19 protein-coding genes and 1 pseudogene are annotated in these 20,243 nt (G+C 67.8%); 10 read left to right on the forward strand and 10 right to left on the reverse strand.

The window, feature by feature from the left end:
- The first annotated feature begins 49 nt into the window (after nt 1-49).
- On the forward strand, nt 50-1,330 hold the full coding sequence (locus IE248_RS36200; RefSeq protein WP_229895790.1) for a glycosyltransferase 87 family protein: 1,281 nt from the start codon (nt 50-52) through the stop codon (nt 1,328-1,330).
- 40 nt (nt 1,331-1,370) lie between these two features.
- On the opposite strand, the gene IE248_RS36205 is transcribed toward IE248_RS36200, so the two are convergent.
- Nucleotides 1,371-1,763 (reverse strand): nuclear transport factor 2 family protein, encoded by a 393-nt coding sequence (locus IE248_RS36205; protein WP_008735481.1) that lies wholly within the window; start codon nt 1,761-1,763, stop codon nt 1,371-1,373.
- Between the two features lie 171 nt (nt 1,764-1,934).
- On the opposite strand from IE248_RS36205, the pseudogene IE248_RS36210 reads away from it, so the two are divergent.
- Nucleotides 1,935-2,360: pseudogene (locus tag IE248_RS36210) on the forward strand (TetR/AcrR family transcriptional regulator); the annotation flags it as partial.
- A gap of 183 nt (nt 2,361-2,543) precedes the next feature.
- On the opposite strand, the gene IE248_RS36215 reads toward IE248_RS36210, so the two are convergent.
- Entirely contained in the window at nt 2,544-3,635 is a 1,092-nt protein-coding gene (locus IE248_RS36215) for a PP2C family protein-serine/threonine phosphatase (RefSeq protein WP_100581663.1), read from the reverse strand.
- A gap of 180 nt (nt 3,636-3,815) precedes the next feature.
- On the opposite strand from IE248_RS36215, the gene IE248_RS36220 reads away from it, so the two are divergent.
- Complete coding sequence (locus tag IE248_RS36220; protein WP_190033042.1) at nt 3,816-5,777, forward strand: acyl-CoA dehydrogenase family protein; 1,962 nt, start codon at nt 3,816-3,818, stop codon at nt 5,775-5,777.
- A gap of 38 nt (nt 5,778-5,815) precedes the next feature.
- Nucleotides 5,816-7,120 (forward strand): phospholipase D-like domain-containing protein, encoded by a 1,305-nt coding sequence (locus IE248_RS36225; RefSeq protein ID WP_073794408.1) that lies wholly within the window; start codon nt 5,816-5,818, stop codon nt 7,118-7,120.
- A gap of 41 nt (nt 7,121-7,161) precedes the next feature.
- Here IE248_RS36225 and IE248_RS36230 read toward each other — a convergent pair whose 3' ends face one another.
- Complete coding sequence (locus IE248_RS36230; protein WP_008735490.1) at nt 7,162-7,572, reverse strand: VOC family protein; 411 nt, start codon at nt 7,570-7,572, stop codon at nt 7,162-7,164.
- Between the two features lie 98 nt (nt 7,573-7,670).
- Here IE248_RS36230 and IE248_RS36235 point away from each other — a divergent pair, with 98 nt between their 5' ends.
- From IE248_RS36235 to IE248_RS36245, 3 genes are all read left to right on the forward strand, one after another.
- Nucleotides 7,671-8,699, forward strand: a complete 1,029-nt coding sequence (locus IE248_RS36235) for a helix-turn-helix transcriptional regulator (RefSeq protein WP_190033031.1) — start codon at nt 7,671-7,673, stop codon at nt 8,697-8,699.
- A 25-nt stretch (nt 8,700-8,724) separates the two neighbouring features.
- Nucleotides 8,725-9,072 carry a VOC family protein gene (locus tag IE248_RS36240; protein WP_190033032.1) on the forward strand — a complete coding sequence of 116 codons (348 nt, stop codon included), beginning with the start codon at nt 8,725-8,727 and terminating at the stop codon, nt 9,070-9,072.
- Nucleotides 9,073-9,721: 649 nt separating this feature from the next.
- Entirely contained in the window at nt 9,722-10,126 is a 405-nt protein-coding gene (locus IE248_RS36245; RefSeq protein WP_190033033.1) for a hypothetical protein, read from the forward strand.
- A gap of 3 nt (nt 10,127-10,129) precedes the next feature.
- Here the strand turns inward: IE248_RS36245 and IE248_RS36250 are convergent, their stop codons facing one another.
- The gene (locus IE248_RS36250) at nt 10,130-10,702 is read right to left on the reverse strand and encodes a hypothetical protein (RefSeq protein ID WP_190033034.1); all 573 of its coding nucleotides are present in this window, start codon (nt 10,700-10,702) and stop codon (nt 10,130-10,132) included.
- A 91-nt stretch (nt 10,703-10,793) separates the two neighbouring features.
- Nucleotides 10,794-11,342 (reverse strand): hypothetical protein, encoded by a 549-nt coding sequence (locus IE248_RS36255; RefSeq protein WP_229895792.1) that lies wholly within the window; start codon nt 11,340-11,342, stop codon nt 10,794-10,796.
- A 141-nt stretch (nt 11,343-11,483) separates the two neighbouring features.
- On the opposite strand from IE248_RS36255, the gene IE248_RS36260 reads away from it, so the two are divergent.
- From IE248_RS36260 to IE248_RS36270, 3 genes are all read left to right on the forward strand, one after another.
- Nucleotides 11,484-12,824 carry an NsdA family TPR-like regulatory protein gene (locus tag IE248_RS36260; protein ID WP_190033044.1) on the forward strand — a complete coding sequence of 447 codons (1,341 nt, stop codon included), beginning with the start codon at nt 11,484-11,486 and terminating at the stop codon, nt 12,822-12,824.
- Between the two features lie 743 nt (nt 12,825-13,567).
- Nucleotides 13,568-13,873: a hypothetical protein gene (locus IE248_RS36265; RefSeq protein WP_190033035.1), complete on the forward strand. Its 306-nt coding sequence runs from the start codon at nt 13,568-13,570 to the stop codon at nt 13,871-13,873.
- A gap of 98 nt (nt 13,874-13,971) precedes the next feature.
- Nucleotides 13,972-14,367, forward strand: a complete 396-nt coding sequence (locus tag IE248_RS36270) for a hypothetical protein (protein WP_190033036.1) — start codon at nt 13,972-13,974, stop codon at nt 14,365-14,367.
- Nucleotides 14,368-14,707: 340 nt separating this feature from the next.
- On the opposite strand, the gene IE248_RS36275 is transcribed toward IE248_RS36270, so the two are convergent.
- From IE248_RS36275 to IE248_RS38755, 5 genes are all read right to left on the reverse strand, one after another.
- Nucleotides 14,708-15,205 carry a hypothetical protein gene (locus IE248_RS36275; protein WP_190033037.1) on the reverse strand — a complete coding sequence of 166 codons (498 nt, stop codon included), beginning with the start codon at nt 15,203-15,205 and terminating at the stop codon, nt 14,708-14,710.
- A 1,065-nt stretch (nt 15,206-16,270) separates the two neighbouring features.
- Nucleotides 16,271-17,995, reverse strand: a complete 1,725-nt coding sequence (locus IE248_RS36280) for a recombinase family protein (protein WP_190033038.1) — start codon at nt 17,993-17,995, stop codon at nt 16,271-16,273.
- Between the two features lie 266 nt (nt 17,996-18,261).
- The gene (locus IE248_RS36285; RefSeq protein ID WP_190033039.1) at nt 18,262-18,945 is read right to left on the reverse strand and encodes a 2-phosphosulfolactate phosphatase; all 684 of its coding nucleotides are present in this window, start codon (nt 18,943-18,945) and stop codon (nt 18,262-18,264) included.
- A gap of 56 nt (nt 18,946-19,001) precedes the next feature.
- On the reverse strand, nt 19,002-19,961 hold the full coding sequence (locus IE248_RS36290; protein ID WP_190033040.1) for an SMP-30/gluconolactonase/LRE family protein: 960 nt from the start codon (nt 19,959-19,961) through the stop codon (nt 19,002-19,004).
- A 180-nt stretch (nt 19,962-20,141) separates the two neighbouring features.
- Nucleotides 20,142-20,243 (reverse strand): aggregation-promoting factor C-terminal-like domain-containing protein (locus IE248_RS38755; RefSeq protein WP_506417322.1); only part of this gene is annotated, 102 nt, incomplete at its 5' end.

Genomic DNA, 20,243 nt, shown 5'->3' on the forward strand with positions numbered 1-20,243 from the left:
CCGCCGCACCCCCTCACGTCCTCAACTCCTCTTCGAAGGTTGCCGTCTGATGCCGCAAACTGCTCGAAAACAGGAGCCCTCCTCCGGCGGGCGGCGGTGGGACCGGCCGGTACTGCTGGTGTGCGCGGTGTCGGCACTCGTGGTGGGGCTGGCGTCCCCCGCCCACACCTCGCAGCAGGCATGGGGCCTGATCGGCGCGGCGGGGTACGCCTGCGCGGCCCTGGTCGCGGCGCGGTCGTCCACGCCGTGGGCCCGCTCCCCCGCCGTGGTCGCGGTCGTCGGTGCGGCGGTCCTGCCCCTGCTGTACCTGTCGGTGATCGGCAAGGCGCAGATGGAGGTGGGCGTCGTGGAACGGGCGGCCGATCTGCTGTTCTCCAGCGGCACCCCTTACCACTCCGCGCCGCACGCCGTACGGGACTTCAACCCCTACCTTCCCGGCATGGCCCTCTTCGGGATACCGCACCTGATGTTCGGTGACACCCCGTTCGCCGGCGCCCGCTTGTGGTTCCTCGCCGGCTTCCTCGCGTCCGTGGCGGGAGCCGTGCGGGTGCTGACCCGGGGCGGGGACCTCGGTACCGGTACGAGGGGCATCTCGCGCGGCGTCTCCGGGCCGACGGGCGCCCTGTGGCTGCTCGCCTGTCCCGTCGTCGCGCTGCCCCTCGCCATCGGCGGCGTGGACCCGCCGGTCATCGGACTGCTCTGCCTGGCCCTGGCCTTCACGCAGCGGGGCCGGGCCGGACGTGCGGGCCTGGCCGTGGGGGTGGCCGCCGCCCTGAAGTGGACCGCCTGGCCGGCCATCCCGGTGATCGTCGCCGTACTGGCGGTACGCGGCGGGAAGCGCCCCGCGTTCACCTGCGCGGCGGTGGCCACGGGGATCGCCGCGCTGACCATCACGCCGGCGGTGCTGGTCGATCCCGGCGCCTTCTGCCAGAACGTGGTCCTCTACCCGCTGGGCCTCGGTCCCACGGCGTCCTCCGCCCAGAGCCCCCTGCTCGGGTACCTGATCGTGCTGCTCTTTCCGCACGGCAAGGCCGTGACCACGGCGCTCATCGCGCTGAGCGCCGTGGGCGTGGGGACGTCGCTGCTGGTCCGCCCGCCGCGGAGCATCGTCGCCGCCGGCGACCGGCTGGCGCTGGGCCTGCTCCTGGCGATAGCTCTGTCCCCGGCCACCCGCATCGGGTACGCCGTCTACCCCATCGTCCTGATCGCCTGGCCCCGCTTCACCGCCCGGCTGGCCGAGGACCGCCCCGCCGGGCACCGGCCCCCGGGCGAGCCGCCGCACCGGCGGCGGATCCCGGAGCCTCTCGTACGATCCGGCGCCTCGTCGTAAGGGGTCGAGGGGACCGTCCCGTACCTGACGGGGATGCCCGTCAGCGGGCGCTGCCGATGTTGCGGTCGGCGTCGGAGCCGCTCAGCATCAGGGTGGTTTCCTCGATGCGGTGGAAGCGGCCGTCGGGGGCGAGGTCGGCGAAGACGTAGACCTCCATGGTGACGGTGCTGCCGTCGTTCTTGGTGATGTGGCAGGTGTGCCGGTCGGCGTACTTGTCACCGTCGTAGAGCTCGTCGTGGACCTCGACCGTACCGCCGGCGACTATCTCCCGCAGGTGGCTGATGTGGTCGAGGAACTCGGCGCGGTCGGCCCACTCGCCGTCCGTGCGCTGGCGGTACCCGGAGGTGAAGTGGCGCTCGGCGGCCTCTTCCAGGGTGATGTCGCGGTTGAAGAGCAGGTCGTTGAGGGCGGCTTCGATACCGGTGCGGTTCATCGGGGATTCCTTGCTTCTTGAGGTGTGGGATGTCAGATGTGCGTTGTGAGATGGAGGACGGTTCCGGAAGGCCGGGCGTTCCAGCCCTTCGCAAGCACAGATCTGTGCGTACACCGCAACTGTAGACCTCGCAGGCGACAATAAGCAAATGGATGTGCTTACGGTGTGGGAGTGACTTCGAAACAACCGGCCCAGCGCCTCCGCAAGAGCCCCGGGCAAGTCCGCTCGGCCGTCCACCAAGCCGTCATCGACCTGTTGTCCGATCCCGGGGGCGCGGACCTCACCATCCCGGCGGTCGCACAGCGCGCCGGGGTGAACCACACGAGCATCTACCGGCGCTGGGGCGGCCGGGAGGCGCTCCTGGCCGACGTGGTCGTCACCCGTCTCGAACGGGACTCGCCGCTGGCCGACACCGGAACCCTGCGCGGCGACCTGAGGGCCTGGGCCGAAGCGGGCGTCGCGAGCATCCGCACCCCCGAAGGGCGGCTACTCATCCGCGCCGTCGCCCTGTCCATGCCGGGCAGCGCCACGGCTCAGGGGGAGCGCGCGCGGCAGTTCGAGCGCCGCATGGCTGCCATCGAGCGCATCCGCGACCGCGCCACTGCCCGCGGCGAGGTCCCCCCGCCCCTCGACCGGATCCTCGACCAGCTCATCGCGTGTACCTGCGGGCCATCTTCGGCATCGACCCGCCGGCCTCCGGCTACCCGGATCTCCTCGTGGACCGCCTCCTGGGCGGCCCGGACACACCCCGGCCGTCCTGAGCCTGGTCCGCCCTTAGGTTCAGGGCTCGCGCAGGCGTACGGCGAGCGCCGCGATGTCGTCGTCGAGGCGTCCCCTGCTGTAGCGGACGAGGTCGCGGTGCAGGGCCGCGAGCAGCTCGCGGGGCGGCGTCGGGGGCTGCCGGCGCATCCAGGCGGCCAGCGGGAAGAACTCGCCGTCGCGGGCGCGGGCCTCGGCGATCCCGTCGGTATAGAGGAGCAGCAGGTCGCCGGGGGCGAGATCGAAGGTGTCTACGTTGTAGTGATCGCCGATCAGCTCCGCGAGGCTGAGCAGCGGGGAGGGGGTCACGGATTCGAGGACACGGAGTTCCCTGCGGTTCAGCAGCAGCGGCGGGGGGTGTCCGCAGTTGAGGATGTTGATACGGCCGCCCCCGTGCGGGATCTCGGCGAGAAGGGCGGTGGCGAAGCGCTCCATCGGCCCTTCTGGGGGAAAGGCGGCGTTGTAGCGCATGCTGCTGGCGTCCAGCCTGCGCGCGACGTTGACCATGTCGATCTCGCCGTACGCCGCCTCCCTGAAGGCGTTGACGATCGCCGCGGCCGCTCCCACCGCCGGCAGGCCCTTGCCGCGCACGTCACCGATGAGCAGCCTGACCCCGAACGGCGTGTCGACCACCTCGTAGAAGTCCCCGCCGATCCGGGCCTCCGCCGCGGCCGCGAGGTACAGCGACTCGATCTCGATGTTCCTGAAGCGGCGCGGCATGGGGCTCAGCACCACCTGCTGCGCCGCGTCGGCGACGAGCCGTACGTGAAAGAGGGTTCGCTCGCGCTGGAGCCGGACGTGGCTCCCGTACGCGGCGGCCACGGTGACCGCGATGATCCCCGCGACCGTCCACCAGGTGCCCAGGTCGGGAAAGACGAGGCTGAGACCGACCATCAGGATGAGGCAGACCGTCCCGAGGAGGACAGTGGGCAGTACCGGCCACATGGCGGCGGCCAGCGCCGGCGCCGCGGGCAGGAGGCGACTGAAGGCCATCTCCGGCGGGGTGGCATAGGCCAGGCTGGCGATCACTACGGTCAGAATGACCGGCGACAGCCGGACAAGCCTCCACGGGCCGTAGCGCCGACGGAGCCTCGGCCGTCCGGACTCGATCACGCTTCCCACAATATCCGTGCAATAAGGGCAAAGCGCTCTGAATGTCGGCGCTGTCCAGCCAGCTCTCCCGCTCCACGGCCGTATACGCGCCCAAGACAACTGTTCAATACATTTGTACAGATCATGGACCGAGTGCCGGCACCACCGGTTGATCGTCCCGTCGCGGGGTACCGGAGCGGCATGGCTCCCGAGAACGCTTCCGCCCCCGCGACCGGCTACGTACAGCCCGATGTCGACGTCCCTTCGCTGACCTCGGTGCTCGACGGCGAGTACGCGGGGATCCGCGACCTCGTCCGTACCAACCTGGCGACGTACGCCTCCGTCCTCGAAGAGGCCGATGAGCTCGGCATCGACGCGTTTCGCGACCGGGTGCGCGACATCGTCGTCAAGATGGCCGCGACGGGCCAGACCGGCATGGGCTTTCCCGCCGAGTACGGCGGGGGCGGGGACGTCGGGGCCTCGATCGCCGCGTTCGAGACGCTGGCTTTCGGCGATCTGTCGGTCCTGGTGAAGGTCGGCGTGCAGTTCGGGCTCTTCGGCGGCGCGATCCTGCACCTGGGCACCGGGCGCCACCACGCCGCCTACCTCCCGGACCTGATCACCGGGGAGCTCATGGGGTGCTTCGCGATGACCGAGACGGGGCACGGCTCCAACGTGCAGGCCCTCGGCACCATCGCGAGGTACGACACCGCGAGCCGCGAGTTCGTCATCACCACGCCCGGCGACCACGCGCGCAAGGACTACATCGGCAACGCGGCCCGCCACGCGCAGCTGGCCGTCGTCTTCGCCCAGCTGGAGGTGGACGGCCGCTCCCAGGGAGTGCACGCCTTCGTCGTCCCGATCCGGGTCGGCGGCGAAACGGCCTCCGGTGTCCGGATCGAGGACGACGGCCGCAAGATGGGGCTCAACGGTGTGGACAACGGCCGCATCTGGTTCGACGGCGTGCGCGTGCCGCGCGAGGCACTGCTCAACAGGTTCGCCGACGTGAGCCCCGAAGGCGTCTACGAGAGCGCGATCGACAACCCCAACCGGCGCTTCTTCACCATGCTCGGCACCCTGGTCCAGGGCCGGGTCAGCGTCGCGGGCGCCGGGATCAGCGTCGCCAAGGTCGCGCTGTCGATCGCCACGAAGTACGCCGTACGACGCCGTCAGTTCGAGGCGGCCCCGGACACCGAGGAGCAACTGCTCCTCGACTACGGCCTGCACCAGCGACGCCTGCTCCCGCTCATCGCCCGGACGTACGCCCTGCACTTCGCACAGGACGAAGTGCGCGCGCAGCTGCACGAGGTCTTCTCCGGCATCGAGGACGACGCGCAGGCGCGGCGCCGGCTCGAATCGCGGGCCGCGGGCATCAAGGCCCTCGGCACCTGGCACGCCACCGGCGTCGTCCAGGAGTGCCGCGAGGCGTGCGGCGGCGCCGGCTATCTCGCCGTCAACCGGTTCGCCGCCCTCAAGGGCGACAGCGACGTCTTCACCACCTTCGAGGGCGACAACCACGTCCTGCTCCAACTCGTGGGCAAGGGGCTGCTCACCGATCACGCGAGCGAGTTCGAGGACCTCGACCAGCTCGGCATGGTCCGCTACGTCACCGGCCTCGCCGTCGAGACGGTCATCGAGCGGACCTCGGCCCACAAACTGCTCGAACGGGTGAGGGACCTGCTGCCCGGCGGCGACGAATGGGACCGGGAAGCCGGCCTGCTCGACTCGGAGTACCAGCTCGCCATGGTCCGCTTCCGAGAGGAGCACATGCTGGCCGGCCTGGCCCGGCGGATCAAGCGCGGGATCGACCAGAAGCGCGATCCGGGCGCCGTCTTCTCGCAGGTGCAGGACCACGTCATCGCGGTCGCGCGGGCACATGTCGAGCGACTGGTGACCGAGGCCTTCGTCGACAAGGTGCGCGGACTGCCCGAAGGGGGAGAGAAGACGGCGCTCGCCCTCCTGTGCGACCTGTTCGCCCTGTCGACGATCGAGGCGGACCGGGCCTGGTTCATGGAGCACGGGCGGCTGACCGTCCAGCGCTCCAAGGCGATCAGCCGCGAGGTGAACGACCTGTGCCGCAAGGTGCGTCCCCTCGCGGTCGACCTCGTCGACGCGTGGGGCATCCCCGCCGCCATGCTGCGGGCGCCGGATCTCGTGGGCTGATCCGGGATGCCCCGGCCTGCGAGGTTAGGGTCATCGGCATGACGAAGATCAACGTGATGACGATCGCCATCACGACAGCCGCACTCTCCCTCATGGGCGCGTCCGCCCCCGCCACGGCCACGGCCACCTCGGCATCCGCGCCGACGGCGCCGCTGGTCACCACGGGTGCCCTGTTCAACGACCCCACCAACCCGGCCGGTCAGAACACGATATTCAGCCACATCTCCCGTCTCATCGACGGCGCCGTGCCCGGATCCGACATCAAGATCTCCTCCTACGTTTTCGAGTCGGACTGGCTGGTCGGCCGGCTGAACGCGGCTCACCTGCGGGGCGTGAACGTCCAGGTGATCCTGGACAGCGAAAGCACCGCGCGCCAGGCGGGCGGCCCCGCCTACGTCGCGCTCCGCGACGGGCTGGCCCGCAAGACCGCGACCTCGGGCAACTCGTGGGTCCGCGTGTGCGCACAGGGGCAGGCGTGCCTGGCCAAGGACCCGAACCCGAACGACTCCTTCCCCAGCGTCAACCACAACAAGTTCTATCTGTTCTCCCGGACCACCGGCAGCTCCACGGCCACCGTCCCGGTGGACGACGTCGTCGTGCAGACCTCCGCGAACCAGACCACCTGGGACCGGGAGAAGGCCTGGAACGACGCCCTCACCGTCGCCGGGAACGAGGTGCTCCACGACGCCTACGCCTCCTACTTCAACCAGCTGGCGGCGGCTCAGGCGAACCCCGCCCTCCAGGTGTCCGACCTGCCGAACGACACCCAGGCGGGACCGGCGAAGGCGTACTTCTTCCCCCGCTCCGCCGATGTGGTCCTCAACATCCTCAACACCGTCGACGACCCGGTGGCGGGCCAGCCCGCCTGCCACGGCAATTCGGCCGGCTACGGTACCGCCGACGGCCGTACCGTCATCCGCATCGCGATGCACCAGATCACCCGGCCCGAGGTCGCGAAGAAGCTCTGGGAACTCGATGACGCCGGGTGCTACGTCGACATCGTCTACCGCAAACTCGACAACACCGGCACGCAGATCCACGACCAGCTGGCCAAGCCGACGCGCTACGGCGGCATCAGCCTGCACGAGCTCAACGACGACACGGTCGCGGGCGGCACCGCCACCCACTCCAAGTACCTCCTCATCGAGGGCACTTACAAGGGGCTTCCCGACCAGAAGATCGTCTTCACGGGCAGCCACCCGTACACCCTGTCGGGCCTCAGCAACAACGACGAGGCCCTCCTCAAGTACGACGACACGCCCCGCGCGCCGGTGACCAACAGCCCGGTCTTCGACGCCTACCGCGAGAACTTCTGGGCCCAGCGCACTCACGCGGACCAGTAGCGACGCCGAGCGCCACCGCCCGGGCCGGGCGGTGGCGCTCGCTACGGGGTGGCCCTGGCGGCGAACTTGGCGACGGCGGCCGAGGTGACCGGCGTGAAGAAGTTGACGAGGTTGCCGTCGGGGTCCCGCAGGAGGAGCGAGCGGTTGCCCCAGGGCATCGTGGTGGGCGCCTGGACGAAGTCCTCCACGAAGGCGCTCAGGTTCCGGTGGACACGGTCCACGTCGTCGACGAGGAACTCGATGATGACGCTGTGGTTGTCGGCCGGCCGGGCGGCGCCGGGCGCGAACAGGGGCACGGTGCGGGTCCCGGCGATGGCCAGGGCGGCCGAGGCGGTCCTGAGTTCGGCGAAGTCTTCGGTGGCCCGGTTCGCCGCCACTCCGGTGGCGCGCTCGTAGAAGTCGACGAGGCGGGCGACATCGCCCGTGATGATGCGGATCGAAACGAAGTCCATGGGATCTCTCCAGGTCAGGTCGTCGGTCGTGGTGACGACCTCACGCTAGAACGAATACCGGACAGGATCCGCCCGGTATATGAGAGAGACTTCCGGACATGCCCCGACCCATCGCGCGCGTGCTCACCCTCCTGGAGCTCCTGCAATCGGGCGGCCTCCGGACCGTCGCCGAACTCGCCGCCCGGCTCGAAGTCGACGAGCGCACGGTGCGGAGGTACGCCGATCACCTCCTCGACCTCGACGTACCCGTGGAGTCGGTGCGCGGCCGCCACGGCGGCTACCGGCTCGCCGCCGGCTACCGCATGCCTCCGCTGATGCTGAGCGACGACGAGGCGCTCGCCGTGCTGCTCGGCCTGGTCGCCGGCCAGCGGGCCGGCCTGATGAGCGCCGCGGGCACGGCTAGCGAGACGGCAGCCGCCAAGATCCGGCGGGTCCTGCCCGAACGGCTCGGCCGCAGGCTCGACGCCGTACTCGACTCCCTCGCCTTCACCACCCCGCCGCGTACGCCGGCGGTCCCGGAGACCGCGGTCCTGCTCGCGATCGCGGACGCGGTGCGCCATCACCGGCCGGTTTCGATCCGGTACACCGCCGCGGACGGCCGGCACAGCGAACGCACCCTGCACCCGTACGGGCTCGTCGCCCACTCGGGCAGGTGGTACGTGAGCGGTGGGGATCCCGCGGTCGGCGAGGAACGCACCTTCCGGCTCGATCGCATCGCCGACGCGAGGACCCTGCCCGGCACGTTCGACCCGCCCACCGGGTTCGACCCGGCGGCACGCGTCCTCGCGGGCCTCGCCACCGCTCCGTACCGGCACGAGGTGACGGCGCGGGTCCAGGAGACGGCCGATTACGTCCGGGCGCGGCTTCCCGCGGGCCTCGCGATCGTGGAGGAGCTGCCGCCCGAGGGCGGCCCGGACCCGGAGGGCGGGCGCTGGTCCCGCGTCGAGATGAGGGTGGAACGGCTCGACTGGCTGCCTGCCGTACTCGCCTCCCTCGACCGACCGTTCGTCATCGAGCGGCCGGACGAACTGCGCGGGCTCATCACCGCGTTCGCCGCACGGCTCGCCGACTCGGCCCGGAACACACCGCCGGGCGCGGGCCCGGGCCCGATCTCGGTGGCGGACTGAGCGGTGCTCGGGCAGGCTGACCCGCATGATTTCGGTGGTGCAGAACGTGGCGATCGACTGTTCGGATGCCTATGGGCTGGCGCGGTTCTGGAGCGAGGTGACCGGTTCTCCGCTGCACCCGCAGAACAGACCGGGCGACCGGGAGACCCAGGTGATGCTTCCGCAGGGCCCGCTCCTGTACTTCAACCAGGTGCCGGAGCCGAAGACGGTCAAGAACCGGATCCACTTGTGCCTGCGCCCGACGAGCTCGCGCGAGGAGGAGATCGAGCGGCTGCTGGCCCTCGGAGCCGCCCTCGTCACTGATCACCGCAAGCCCGACGGCGCGGGCTGGGCCGTCCTCGCCGACCCCAACACTCCTGACTACCAGTTCTAAGGATACGCGCACGTCAGCGCCAACGACAGAGCCCCGCACGGCACTTGGCCGCACGTGGCGTTTTGCTGTCTGAGCGCTCGTCTACGGGGTGTGTAGCTCATCCTCGGGGGTTGGGCCCGCACCGAACGCCACGGCGTGACTCGGGCACGCGTACAGGGTCACCCCGGGGCCGCTCGCGCGCTCGATGTACCGGACCGGAACGGGGGCACAGGTCCACCGCTTGCAGCGGACGCAGTGCGCTCCGGACGGTTCAGGGGCGGGCTCCGCACTGAGCAGCGCGGCGACGAATCGAGCGGCCGTCATGCCGACACTCCCGCAGCGGCGAACGCGTCGGCTCCGAACGGGGCACCCTCGTATGTGTAGGGGTGTTCCGTGCCGCTCGCTGCACATTCCAGTGCGCGCCACCGTTCCGGTATGGCGAACAGGTCTAGCGTCGGCGCCCCGCCCATGTGCTACGGGGGCAGTACACGGGCGGGGCGGGCGGAACCTTGCACGGTGCGCACCGTGGGTTGGTCCCTCATCCGTTGCTGAACACGCCCAGCGGCCCCGCAACGGGTCCTGCAACCCATCCCCGATGCTCGTCCCCCGCGAGGGGGCGGTGCGGCCGGAAAGGGGCGTCTGTGGTGCTGGTGAGAGCTAGGCTCCGGTCATGCCCGAGCCTTTCGTGAACGGCGACGTACACCACCGCGCGTGCGGTATCTGTCCGTCCCGCGTCCACGCTGTTGGTGAGTTCGACGTGTTCGAGCGCCCGACCCCGGAATGCCCGTTCAACAAGGCAGACGGGCACCGGTACTTGAGCGACGGGACACCGGTCTGTGTCCACCCCGAAAAGGTCGGGCTGCCCGCGAGGCGCTACAAGAGCGAGAACGCCCCGCTGACTGTCGAGCTGCAACTACCGCCCGACCCTTCCGCGGTGGTGCCGTACCTGCATGACGTGCTGTACGGCGCGGCCCCGGTTCTCCTGGATGACCTGATCTCTCAGGCACAGCAGCAGATCCGGCAGCGCTTCCCGGAACTGGACCCGCTCACGGTGATGCGGCAGGCACTCAGCTAGCCGTTACGCGGGGACGGGCTCGAACGTGATGCTGTGCGCGAGGCCCATCCGGCGGAAGCCCGCCGCCTCGTACTTCGCGCGCAGGATGCCGAGCCGGCGAGCAACCTCCGCGTGCGTGATCCAGTACCGGGCGGGCGGCTCGCCCCACGCGGCGCGGTACGCCTGGTGGGTGTAGTCGTCCCGTGTCCAGTCGGTATGTTCCTGGTCGGTCTGGTGGATGATCTGCGCGCCGACCCGAGCCGTGATCCGGGCGAGGATCTGCGGCTGAGCGATCATCGCGTGCGTCATCTCGTCCACGGGCACGGCAACGGGGATCTCCGCCGCGCGCTCGTCGCCGGTCGCCTCGAACACTGCGGCCTTGAGGCAGAGCGCTCGCAGTCCCTCGGTGAACAGCGGGGCCGCGTCGGCGGCCTGGTCGTACTCGCTGATGACCGGACCACCGGAAAAGCACGTCCAGTCCTCGTCATAGCGCAGGCTCGCGGCCCTGAACGCGGCGAACTCCGGATCGGCCTCGATGGCCGTCAGGATCTCCCGTGCGCGTTCTGCGGTGCGCTCGGCATGGGGAAGGGTGTTCACGACTTTTCTCCTTCGGTCATGGTGCGCGGTTGAGGTTCGGGGTGCTCGGCTCCGCCGTGTGCGTCATACGGTGCCGAGCGGCCCGCCCTGATCACAGAATGAGGACGAGCCACCCCGACGAGCGCCGGGGCTTCCTGTGGCTCGCGCGACCAGGGCGGGGGCATGTGGACTGTCCGTCATCGGCGGGCAGTGTCGGGCTGGACTCGGACGGAGGCACGACCACGGGCCACACGGTCAAGGTGAAGCGGCACCCCTTGTCAGGGATGACCGTGGAGAACGGGGCACCTTCCTTGAGCTGTACCCGCGCGGCCTGGTGCTCCTCGGGGTCGAGACTCCAGAACCGAAATTCCGTGGGGCAGTCGGGCTTTGGCACGGTGTCCACGCGCATCCACGGCTTGACCCACGCCGAGCGTTCCGGGTCCGGGTCGAGCCGGTCCGCGATTCGCTCGGCCTGGTCCTGTAACCACCGCAGCGCGAGTTTCGGCGAGATCGTTTTGAAGGTGCCGAGGACGTACGGGACTGTCTCGCGCGTCCCGTACACCTCTCCCTCCGCGAGCACTTCGCACCAGTAGGCACGAACCGGTATTCCCGCACTGGACCTCTCGGGGTTCCCCGTGGCCGTTCGTGCGTGCTTTTCCATGTCCGGGCCCTCCCTGCGGCGTCATCCCTTGCGGTGGCCGTGCTCGCACTAGGCAACCGCCCGACCATGCACAGCGGTACCGTTGGGAAGAGGGCAGGAGTTAAGAGCGTTAAGCAGTCAGAGCACGGGAGTTGGGGACCAGTGACGACACGACAGCCGAACGCCGGACTTGAGCGGCTGTACCGCGAGAGCGGGTGGACCCTGCGGCAGTTCGCCCAAGAGGTCAACCGCATCGGGACCGAGCGCGGAACCCCTCTTAAGTACCAACAGCCTTCAGTGCACCAGTGGTTGAGTGGCCACCTGCCGAAAGAGGCTGTGCGGCCGCTGATTCTGGAAGCACTCGCCCGGAGACTCTTCCGCCCCATCACGCACGCCGACGCAGGATTCCCGGCACCCCCGGAAGAGTCCAACAGTCACCCGACTACCGTTGAAGGGCTGGTAGACCTCGGGAGGCAAGACATGGACCCCTCACGCCGAAGCGTCCTGAGTGCGGGACTGTTCTCCGTGGCCCTTACCGTCCCTGGGTGGCCGGATGTTGTGGGACGCATGGAAGCGGTTCAGTCGGGAAAGACGCAACGCATAGGGATGGCCGACGTAAACATGGTCATCGCCATGACAGAGCGCGTCTCTGACTTGGACGACCAATTCGGAGGTCGGCACGCTCGCCCGATGGCGGCGGCATTCCTCGTGAATACGGTAGCCCCCTACCTTCGAGCCGACGCGACAGAGGAGGTCCGCAAGGCGATGATGTCAGCGGCTTCCGACCTCTGCTATCTCACCGGATATATGGCTGTAGACGAGGGGGTCCACGGCCTAGCGCAGCAGTATTACCTGAAAGCGCTAGAGCTAGCAGGCGCCTCGGAAGACCACCTCACGTATTGCACAACCCTACGGGGAATGAGCGTTCAGGCAGTTGATCTACGCCACGGGAAGACTGCGATGCGCCTTGCTGACGCAGCCGCGTCTGCATCTCCGCAGGCTGGTCCTCGAATGCGCGCCTTTCTGGCGGGACAGCAAGCGCACGCCTCCGCGCAGCTTGGCGAGCGCACAAAGGCGCTTACGTATTTGCGAGAGGCCGAAGTGGCAGTGGAGAAAGCCGAATCCCAAACCAAGACGTTCGGCTCGTACAACCCGTCTTCTCTGACCTATCACGCTGGGCAGGTTCGGTACGAACTAGGCGACATTCGGGGGTCAGTCAAAGACCTAGAGGAATCCGACAAGCTGCGGCATAGCTCATTCAAGAGGAACCGGATTCGTTACCTGTCCATGCTTGCCGAACGTCAGCTAGAAATCGGCCACCTCGAAAGCGCGTGTGCCACATGGGTCAAGGTCGTGGAAATTTACCCCGACGTTCAATCGGGGCAGTGCGATAAGGCCATGTCAACGATGCAAGCTCGGATTCGGCCCCACCTCAAGAATCAGACTGCCCGGAGTCTCTACGAGCGCGCGCGCCTCGTCACCCCGCCATCGGTTGCGGTCTGAGCGCGAAACAAGAAAGCCCCCGTACCCATCATTCATTAGCGAATGATGGGTACGGGGGTGGGTGTTTCTGTTAGGTTAGGTCGTATTCACCTCCGCGAAAATGCCTCAATGAGCCATGCGAGTTTTTTGCCTCCCTGCCGTGCAGTCGCGGGAGGGGAGGGGAGTACCCCCCTGGTCAGAACGGCGGGCGTTCGTTCGCCTCGCGCCGTGAACGCGCTTCCGCAGCGAATCCGCCCGGTTGATGCCGCGCGATCTCCCTGCTGTGGCACGACGTGCACAGCGGACGCAGACGAGACGCCGTGTCCGGATCGGCAACACCCCGAGCCAGCAGCGAACGGCGCGACTCGGGGAAGTGGTCCGCAATCGCCGCGGGCTTCCCACACAGCACGCACCACGGATTCCGGTACAGGTACGCGCGCCGGATGTTGGGCCAGCGAGGCCCGTACGCGCTCGTACCTGGTGTGACCCGCTGTGCGGTCGCCTCACGTTCATGAGCGGCACAGCGACCACCACGGGGGGTCAGCTCAGGGCATCCGGGGACCGAGCACGGGGGGCGGGGTCGTCGCGGCATGGGGGATCACCTCCCGAGGGGCGGGGTAGTGGAGTCGAGGGCCACATGGGCGATGTCATTCGCGCCACCAAGTCGATTCCCGGCCGTTTAGCGATGAGTCATTGCCTGGTGACGTTTGGTGATGCAACGCTCTGGCCTGGTCGGCAAGGGGTCGACCTGAGAGGGGACACGCGTGTCTTACGAGCAAGTAACGTCCGAGGCACCCGACGGGAGCACCATCTCGGCGCAGATCACCGTGACACAAGCACCCATCGTCACCATGACCCGTAACGCACTGCTCTCGGCCATTGCTCGCGAAGCCGAGCTCGTCGCGGAGCGATCCGAAGGCCAGTCATCGGCTGCACTTGCTGAACTCGCCCAGGCCTTCGGGTCGGTTTCGATGCAGGCGTCTCTTTACGATCCGCCGCGCCCAGACAACGCGCCCTACCCGAGCATTTTGAGCGCTGTCCAGAACAGGTTCGAAAGCAACCTTCGTTAACGCTCGCGGATCGCGGCCTGGTGACACGGACGGCAGAGCGATTGAACCTTCCCGTTCGTGCCCGAACCCCACACCCTCACCAACAGCGGGAGACAGTCATGGCTGAAACCACGCCCAACGCCAAGGGACCGGCCCCGGTCCAATTGCCGACTGAGAAGACCGACGCTCGCATGGCGCTGGAAGGCGACGACGACAACGAGATGGGCACTACGTCCGTGCGGAGCGCCAAGGGACCGGCTCCGGTCCAGTACAAGCCCGAGACGACCGAACCCGTGCTCATCCCGGCCGACCAGGTCAACCCCGAGGACATTGGCACCCTGTCGATCGAGTACCGCGAGGGTCAGCCCGTGATCGTCGTCAGCGGCGGGACGGCTATTCCGGCAGGGCTTACGGTCGTGGATGGCGCCGGGAATGCATTCGCGGCGTACACGGCTAGGCCCACATCCGCCACCACCCGGTTGGCGCCCGTGGTGGACTACCTCTGTTCGCGCTGACGAGCTGGCGCCCCGGTACGGGCCCTGAGAGGTCCGTACCGGGCCGAAGTGCTGTCCAGCTCGGGGCACCCGGGGACACTGCACGGGGGGGGCAAGGCTTACGCGGCATGGGGGTCATTCGGCGGGATCACCGGGGGATCAATCGGAGTTCCGTCTGAGTGGCGGGGCGCGAGGTCGATAACCATGAGCCGGCCAGCATGACACATTCGCTGAACTCCCCTCGGCATTACGGTCCGTGCATCCGTTTCCGTATCCGACCACGCGGGCCGCCCCATGGCATCTCGGGGGAAATATGGATAATCTCCGTTTGGGCCGGGATCTAGCGCGTCAACAGCCATGATCAGCTTGCCCCTGAAATGTAAGCGTCGCGCTTGCCGCTCATCTCTTGATCGAACTCGTCAGCCAACTCTGAAGCCTTCTTGGCGGCGTGCGACACGATGTCCTCCAACAGGCGTGCGTCATACCAACGCTGTTCAGGAACAGTGCATACCTCGCCCAATGCGGACTGTGCCCGCTGTGCCTCAGTCAGAACGTGCCCGCGCTTATGCCGGGCGGCCCGGTACTGAACGTAGGCAGCGAACCACGACTCAACGGCCAGTGCATCGAGGAACCGTTCCCGGGCAGCGTCACCAGACCTGGCCGCCGTGTCAGCGCGCTCCCTCCACGTCTCGACCACTCGACGGTTGTAGTCAGTCGTACGCTCAGCACGTCGAACGGCCTCGGCGTCCTCCGCTGCCTTCAGCATGGCTTCGGCGTCTGCGAGGGGACCCGATACCTTTTCTGCCTGTGCTCGCAGCTTGGCAACCTGTGCCGCCACCTTCTCGATCTCAGTAGACATAGTCACTTACCGCCCTCGTTTACGTCGCGTCCATACTGCGCTGCAATCTTCTTATCGATTTCGTAGTGACCCAAGCTCATTCGAACCATGGGGCCCATTCGGTCATACATCTCAGGGTTGGAATCCCGGAGGGTCGCAAGGCGTTCCATCGCTTCATCTCGGACCCAAGATTCCGCTCGGTTCCGATCCATGTCGCACTTTCCATCCAGGTGGTTATATCGTCCGAGCGTGTCGTTCATCGTTCTCCCTGCGCTGGTAATTAGGTAAGAAAAAGCCCCTGCGTACGGCACGTCAGGGGTTCGTGAGTGAGGCTGTGAAGTTATGAGAGAGGGCTAGGTAGTTGCCCTTTCCGGGCTCTTGATCAACGCACGCGCAGCCATCTGCGTTGCCTGGTAGACGTCCGTGCGGCACTCCGCCGAGCAGTACAGCGGACGGCGGCCCCGCCCGACGTAGTGCAGTTCGTTGGGGCAGTTCGGGTGGGCGCATGCGCCGGGCCCCGTGTCCTCGGCTCGCTGCCGTGCGTCGGCGACGAGAGCGAGCGTTGTGCGTGCGGCGGCCTGGTCGCCGTTCAGGGCGTCCTGTGCGGCGCTCTCAGCGCGTCGCAGCAGCGCGCAGACCTCTACGTGTCGTGTGGTGTTCATCGTTCCTCTCGGCTGGGTTCAGGGGCCGTGTCGCCCCTTCCGGGTTTACAGGAGGTGCGGGGGTTTCCCGCTTTCAGTCGCGGGCGTGAAGGACTCTCGCTCGGCGGTACGGGGCATGCCCATCTCTTGGTTCGCCAATAGAAGGGACCGAAGGATTCCTGCATGCCAGGCCGCTTGCCCTCGCGGGCTGGTGGTGAGGTGTCAGGACGGACCCTTATCTCTCTTCTCTCTAGGTTTTTCTTGGCTTCCCCAAAAACAGTCGAAGTTCGACACCCCCAACACCTTTTCGCCTCCCGCTGTCCAGCAGTCCACCGACGGCGAGCCGGCCCACAAGCCGCGTAGGTCCGCCTGCGGGCGCGCCAGATCCCCGGCGGTGCACGGGGGACCGTCCGGGGCTCTTGAGCGTCGTAGCGGGCACGTGCGGCTATGCGGCGACCAGTTCACGGGCAGTCTCGACCAGACGCACACGCGCACCCGGGGTCGGGGAGTCTCCGCGCGTCTCGGACTCCAGCGCCGTTGCTACTGCGTCGAGTTCTTCCGCGGCGGGGTCCAGATCACCGGACATGGTGAAGTCCACGCGCCGTGTGTCCAGCGTCCGCCAACCGCCACGGGTCCCGCGCCGGACGTTCAGCCGCACCCCGGCTTCAATCAGCAGTGCACGCCGTCCCGCCGTGTCTTTCTCGGCCCACTCGTCGGCGAACGTCCGTCCCGTGGGAGTCACTACGCGCCGCGGCTCCGTCTTCTTGCGGGACTCCAGATCGGCTATGCGGTTGGCGAGCGCGTCCGCACGCTTCTGCCACTCGGTCGCAGCGTGCTTGGACTTCTGGCGTCCCTCCTGCTCCTGGTGCTCCGCGAACTCCGCAATGGTGGCGCGCAGTTCAGGCCCGGGGTCGTACCCGGGAATCGTCACGACATGAGTCGTCTCGATAGAGCCGACCAGGCGCAGGAACTCAGCGGTCACGTGCTCGTCTGCCCAATCACCCCTGATGTTTGCGGACTTCTCGCACTTGAATCCACGCGAGTACGGGTTGCACTTATACGTGGGGTGCTGGTTCTTCTTGCTTTCCTGCTTGTTCAGGTACATACGGACGCCGCACGAATCGCAGTGAATGACCCGCAAAAGCAGCGCGTCCGTATCCTTCCTGTCGCTGTTGTCGATGCTGCGCTCGTCCAGCAGTGCGCCGATGCGGTCGAACTCCTCGCGGGTCATGATCGGAGTTTCGGTCTGCATGATCGGGCTGCCCTCAGCGTCGCGCACGGGCTTGCCCTTGTGCATCTTCCAGCCAAGCAGCGTTTCGTTCCGCAGCATCCGCGTAATGACCGCCGGATTCCACAGGAACGCGTCCTTAACGAGCCCCTTGACTCCGCCGGTCCGCCCGCCGGTCTTCCGTCTCTTCTTCAAAGCCCAGTGATCACGCGGGCTCGGAACACTGTCCCCACTGAGCCCCACGGCGATAGCCGAAATGCTCTTCCCCTCGAACAGCTCCCGCACGATACGGGCAATGACCTTCACCGCATCCGGATCGGGGACGAGCGTCCATCCCACCCCGCCGTGTGCCTCGGGCATGGGCGCGGGCATATAGCCGTACGGCGGACGCGAACCGCGCCACCGCAGGACCATGTTCCGGATGGCAGCCATAGCCCCGGTAACACGGTCCGAAATGGACTGCGCCTCTACCTGAGCGGCAAAGGCGAACATGGTCAGTTGGAGTTCCGCCATAGGGTCCATGGGATTGCGGAAGTCGAACACCATGCGCCCGCCCCCGGCGAACACCAACACCTTTCGGTGCGTGCGGGCCCACTTCGCAAGCTCGTGCATGTCCGCCATGGACCGAATGGCTCGGTCGAACCGCCACCACACCAGCGCATCGAACTCATCGGGCCGCGCGAGCCAACCGCCGAGGGCGGGACGGTCAAACGGACTGATCTTGGAAGCGGATACGTCAAGGTCCACCGCTTCGCGGAGCTGGTCACCCTCGCCGAAACTGATGTTGTGCGCGGCTGCCGCCTGGTCGTCGGCCTCGCGCTGCCGGTCGGGGCTGGTGGTCTCGTCGGTGAGCACCGACAGACGGACACACCGCACACCCCGAAGGGTCTCGGTGTAGACCGTCCCCGCGAGCGGGTTACCGGTTCCCTGTGCTGTCTCCATCCCCTCTGGGGAGAGCGGAGGTTTCCTGCGTCCTTCCTTCTTCGCCCCGCGCATAGGGACCGAAGGTGTTGCGCCTGCTTCTTTCTCCATGCTTCCTGTAGGGAGGGAGAAATTCCCGCTACCCGCCTTGACCAGGGCCGATGCCACCATGCCGACACACTCCAGAACCTCTAGTTCTGAGTGTTGGGAGACCCTGAGGGCAATGAATTCTGCGTCCTGCGCAGCGAGTCCGATCACGCGGCGATGCCTTCTTAGGGGTCGGAGACTCAGGTCGGGGGCACGGCGTACGGGCGCAGGATCATGAGCGAGTCCTCCGAGGTAGCCACCATGGCGAAGGGGAACCGGTCGAGCTCAAGGCAGAGCGCGACGTCATCGGGATGGGCTCCTTGACGCACCCCCCGCGCCAGCTCGGAGGCGGCGCGCGACGCGCCGGCCCGGCGGAGGAACTCAGCCGCGTCCGTCCCGGCCCCGGCGGCCCTCTGAGCGATGTACTGGGCGCACGCCAGGTCCTCATCGGCGCGGCCGTCCTCGCCGGTGACCACGAACGTGACGCCGTCACCCGCGCGCGTCCGCAGGAGCCGAGCCGTTGCCTCCGCCACCACGAAGGCGGCGCACAGCACCAGCGACGCCTCTTTGACCGCGAGGGCGCCGACCGTCCCCGCCGTGGTCTTCTGCACGACGGTCCGTCCCGCGAGGTCGACGGACCGCAGCAGAGCCGGTGAGTTGACGGCGTCGAACCCGGGCGCGGGCGCCCCGTCCTTGAGGGCCACCCAGTCCGGGTGGCGCGCCTTGAGCGCCAGTGCCTCATCCAGCGACTCGGCGAGAACGATCTTCTCCGCCCCCTGGGCGAACGCCCAGGGGGCCACCGTGAAGGCACGCATGACGTCCACGACGACCGCCACGGGCGGAACTTCGGCCAGCTCGGGGATGCCGAGGAAACGGGTCTGCATGCGGTCATGATCACCCATGCCCGACCCCCGTGTCGTCGTGCCGTCGTGCCGGAAAGTCACCGGGACTCCTGATCCAGCCAGGGCCTGCGCCCCGGTCCGGTCGGGTGCGTGCCGGTGACGCCCATGACCACCGAGTACAGGCTGGTTTCCGCCGTGATGAAGAGCCGGTTGCGCTTGGGTCCGCCCCAGGCGATGTTCGAGACCGCCTCGGGGACGTCCAGCCGTCCGAGCAGAGTGCCGTCGGGGTCGTAGCAGTGCACCCCGTCGCTCATCGCGGCCGCCCAGAGCCGGCCGTCGTCGTCGAAGCGGAGGTTGTCGAAACGGGCCGCCCCACGGGCTCCGGCTTCGGCGAACACCTCACCGTCGGACAGCGTGCCGTCCTCGCGTACGTCGAAGACCCGGATGAGGCCCGCCCGGGTGTCGGAGACGAAGAGCCGCCGCTCGTCGGGCGAGAAGACGAGGCCGTTCGGAGCCCCGAAGCAGTCGGCGACCAGCCGCACCTCACCGGTCGCGGGATCGACGCGGTAGACGTTGTTCGAGCCGATCTCGCTCTCCGCGCGATAGCCCTCGTAATCGCTGGTGATGCCGAAGTCCGGGTCGGAGAACCAGATGGAGCCGTCGGACTTGACCGCGGCGTCGTTCGGGCTGTTCAGACGCTTGCCCTGCCAGCGGTCGGCCAGGACCGTGACCGTGCCGTCGTGTTCGGTCCGGGTCACGCGGCGGTTGCCCTGCTCGCAGGTGATCAGCCGGCCCTCGCGGTCGAGGGTGTTGCCGTTGGTGTGCCCGGCGGAGCGGCGGAAGAGGCTGACGGCCCCGGTCTCCTCGTCCCAGCGCAGCATCCGGTCATTGGGGATGTCGCTCCAGATCAGCTGCCGCGCGGCGGGCAGGTAGATCGGCCCCTCGGCCCAGCGACAGCCCGTGTACAGGACCTCCAGGCCGTCGTCGCCGTTCATACACCGACCGGTACGGAACCGGTCGTCGAGCATCTCGTACAGCGCGGGTCGCTCGGTGGCCATGATGATCCTCCCCATCCACACAGATGCCGAATTCCATACGGCACATCAAGAATATTGCAGGATGAGATCTGGTCATCGCAAGATCAACCCGAACCGAGAGGTGTGGATCACGCAAAAACGCCCGGCCGGAGAGTCTCGGCCGAGCGTGCGTGCGTCCGCGCGTGGGGGTGCGGGGGCGGCTTAGTACCAGTGGTTGGCCTGCCAGAAGTTCCAGGCGCCGACCGGACTGCCGTAGCGGGAGTTCATGTAGTCCAGGCCCCACTTGATCTGGGTGGCCGGGTT

It is taken from the genome of Streptomyces goshikiensis (assembly GCF_014650555.1).
GTDB classification, from domain to species: domain Bacteria; phylum Actinomycetota; class Actinomycetes; order Streptomycetales; family Streptomycetaceae; genus Streptomyces; species Streptomyces goshikiensis.

Coding starts and splice junctions, on each gene's coding strand:
- IE248_RS36270 (WP_190033036.1), top strand. CDS start 13,972: ATGGCTGAAACCACGCCCAACGCCAAGGGACCGGCCCCGGTCCAATTG.
- IE248_RS36245 (WP_190033033.1), top strand. CDS start 9,722: ATGCCCGAGCCTTTCGTGAACGGCGACGTACACCACCGCGCGTGCGGT.
- IE248_RS36240 (WP_190033032.1), top strand. CDS start 8,725: ATGATTTCGGTGGTGCAGAACGTGGCGATCGACTGTTCGGATGCCTAT.
- IE248_RS36255 (WP_229895792.1), bottom strand. CDS start 11,342: ATGGAAAAGCACGCACGAACGGCCACGGGGAACCCCGAGAGGTCCAGT.
- IE248_RS36290 (WP_190033040.1), bottom strand. CDS start 19,961: ATGGCCACCGAGCGACCCGCGCTGTACGAGATGCTCGACGACCGGTTC.
- IE248_RS36280 (WP_190033038.1), bottom strand. CDS start 17,995: ATGGAGACAGCACAGGGAACCGGTAACCCGCTCGCGGGGACGGTCTAC.
- IE248_RS36235 (WP_190033031.1), top strand. CDS start 7,671: ATGCCCCGACCCATCGCGCGCGTGCTCACCCTCCTGGAGCTCCTGCAA.
- IE248_RS36225 (WP_073794408.1), top strand. CDS start 5,816: ATGACGAAGATCAACGTGATGACGATCGCCATCACGACAGCCGCACTC.
- IE248_RS36230 (WP_008735490.1), bottom strand. CDS start 7,572: ATGGACTTCGTTTCGATCCGCATCATCACGGGCGATGTCGCCCGCCTC.
- IE248_RS36200 (WP_229895790.1), top strand. CDS start 50: ATGCCGCAAACTGCTCGAAAACAGGAGCCCTCCTCCGGCGGGCGGCGG.
- IE248_RS36275 (WP_190033037.1), bottom strand. CDS start 15,205: ATGTCTACTGAGATCGAGAAGGTGGCGGCACAGGTTGCCAAGCTGCGA.
- IE248_RS36220 (WP_190033042.1), top strand. CDS start 3,816: ATGGCTCCCGAGAACGCTTCCGCCCCCGCGACCGGCTACGTACAGCCC.
- IE248_RS36285 (WP_190033039.1), bottom strand. CDS start 18,945: ATGCAGACCCGTTTCCTCGGCATCCCCGAGCTGGCCGAAGTTCCGCCC.
- IE248_RS36205 (WP_008735481.1), bottom strand. CDS start 1,763: ATGAACCGCACCGGTATCGAAGCCGCCCTCAACGACCTGCTCTTCAAC.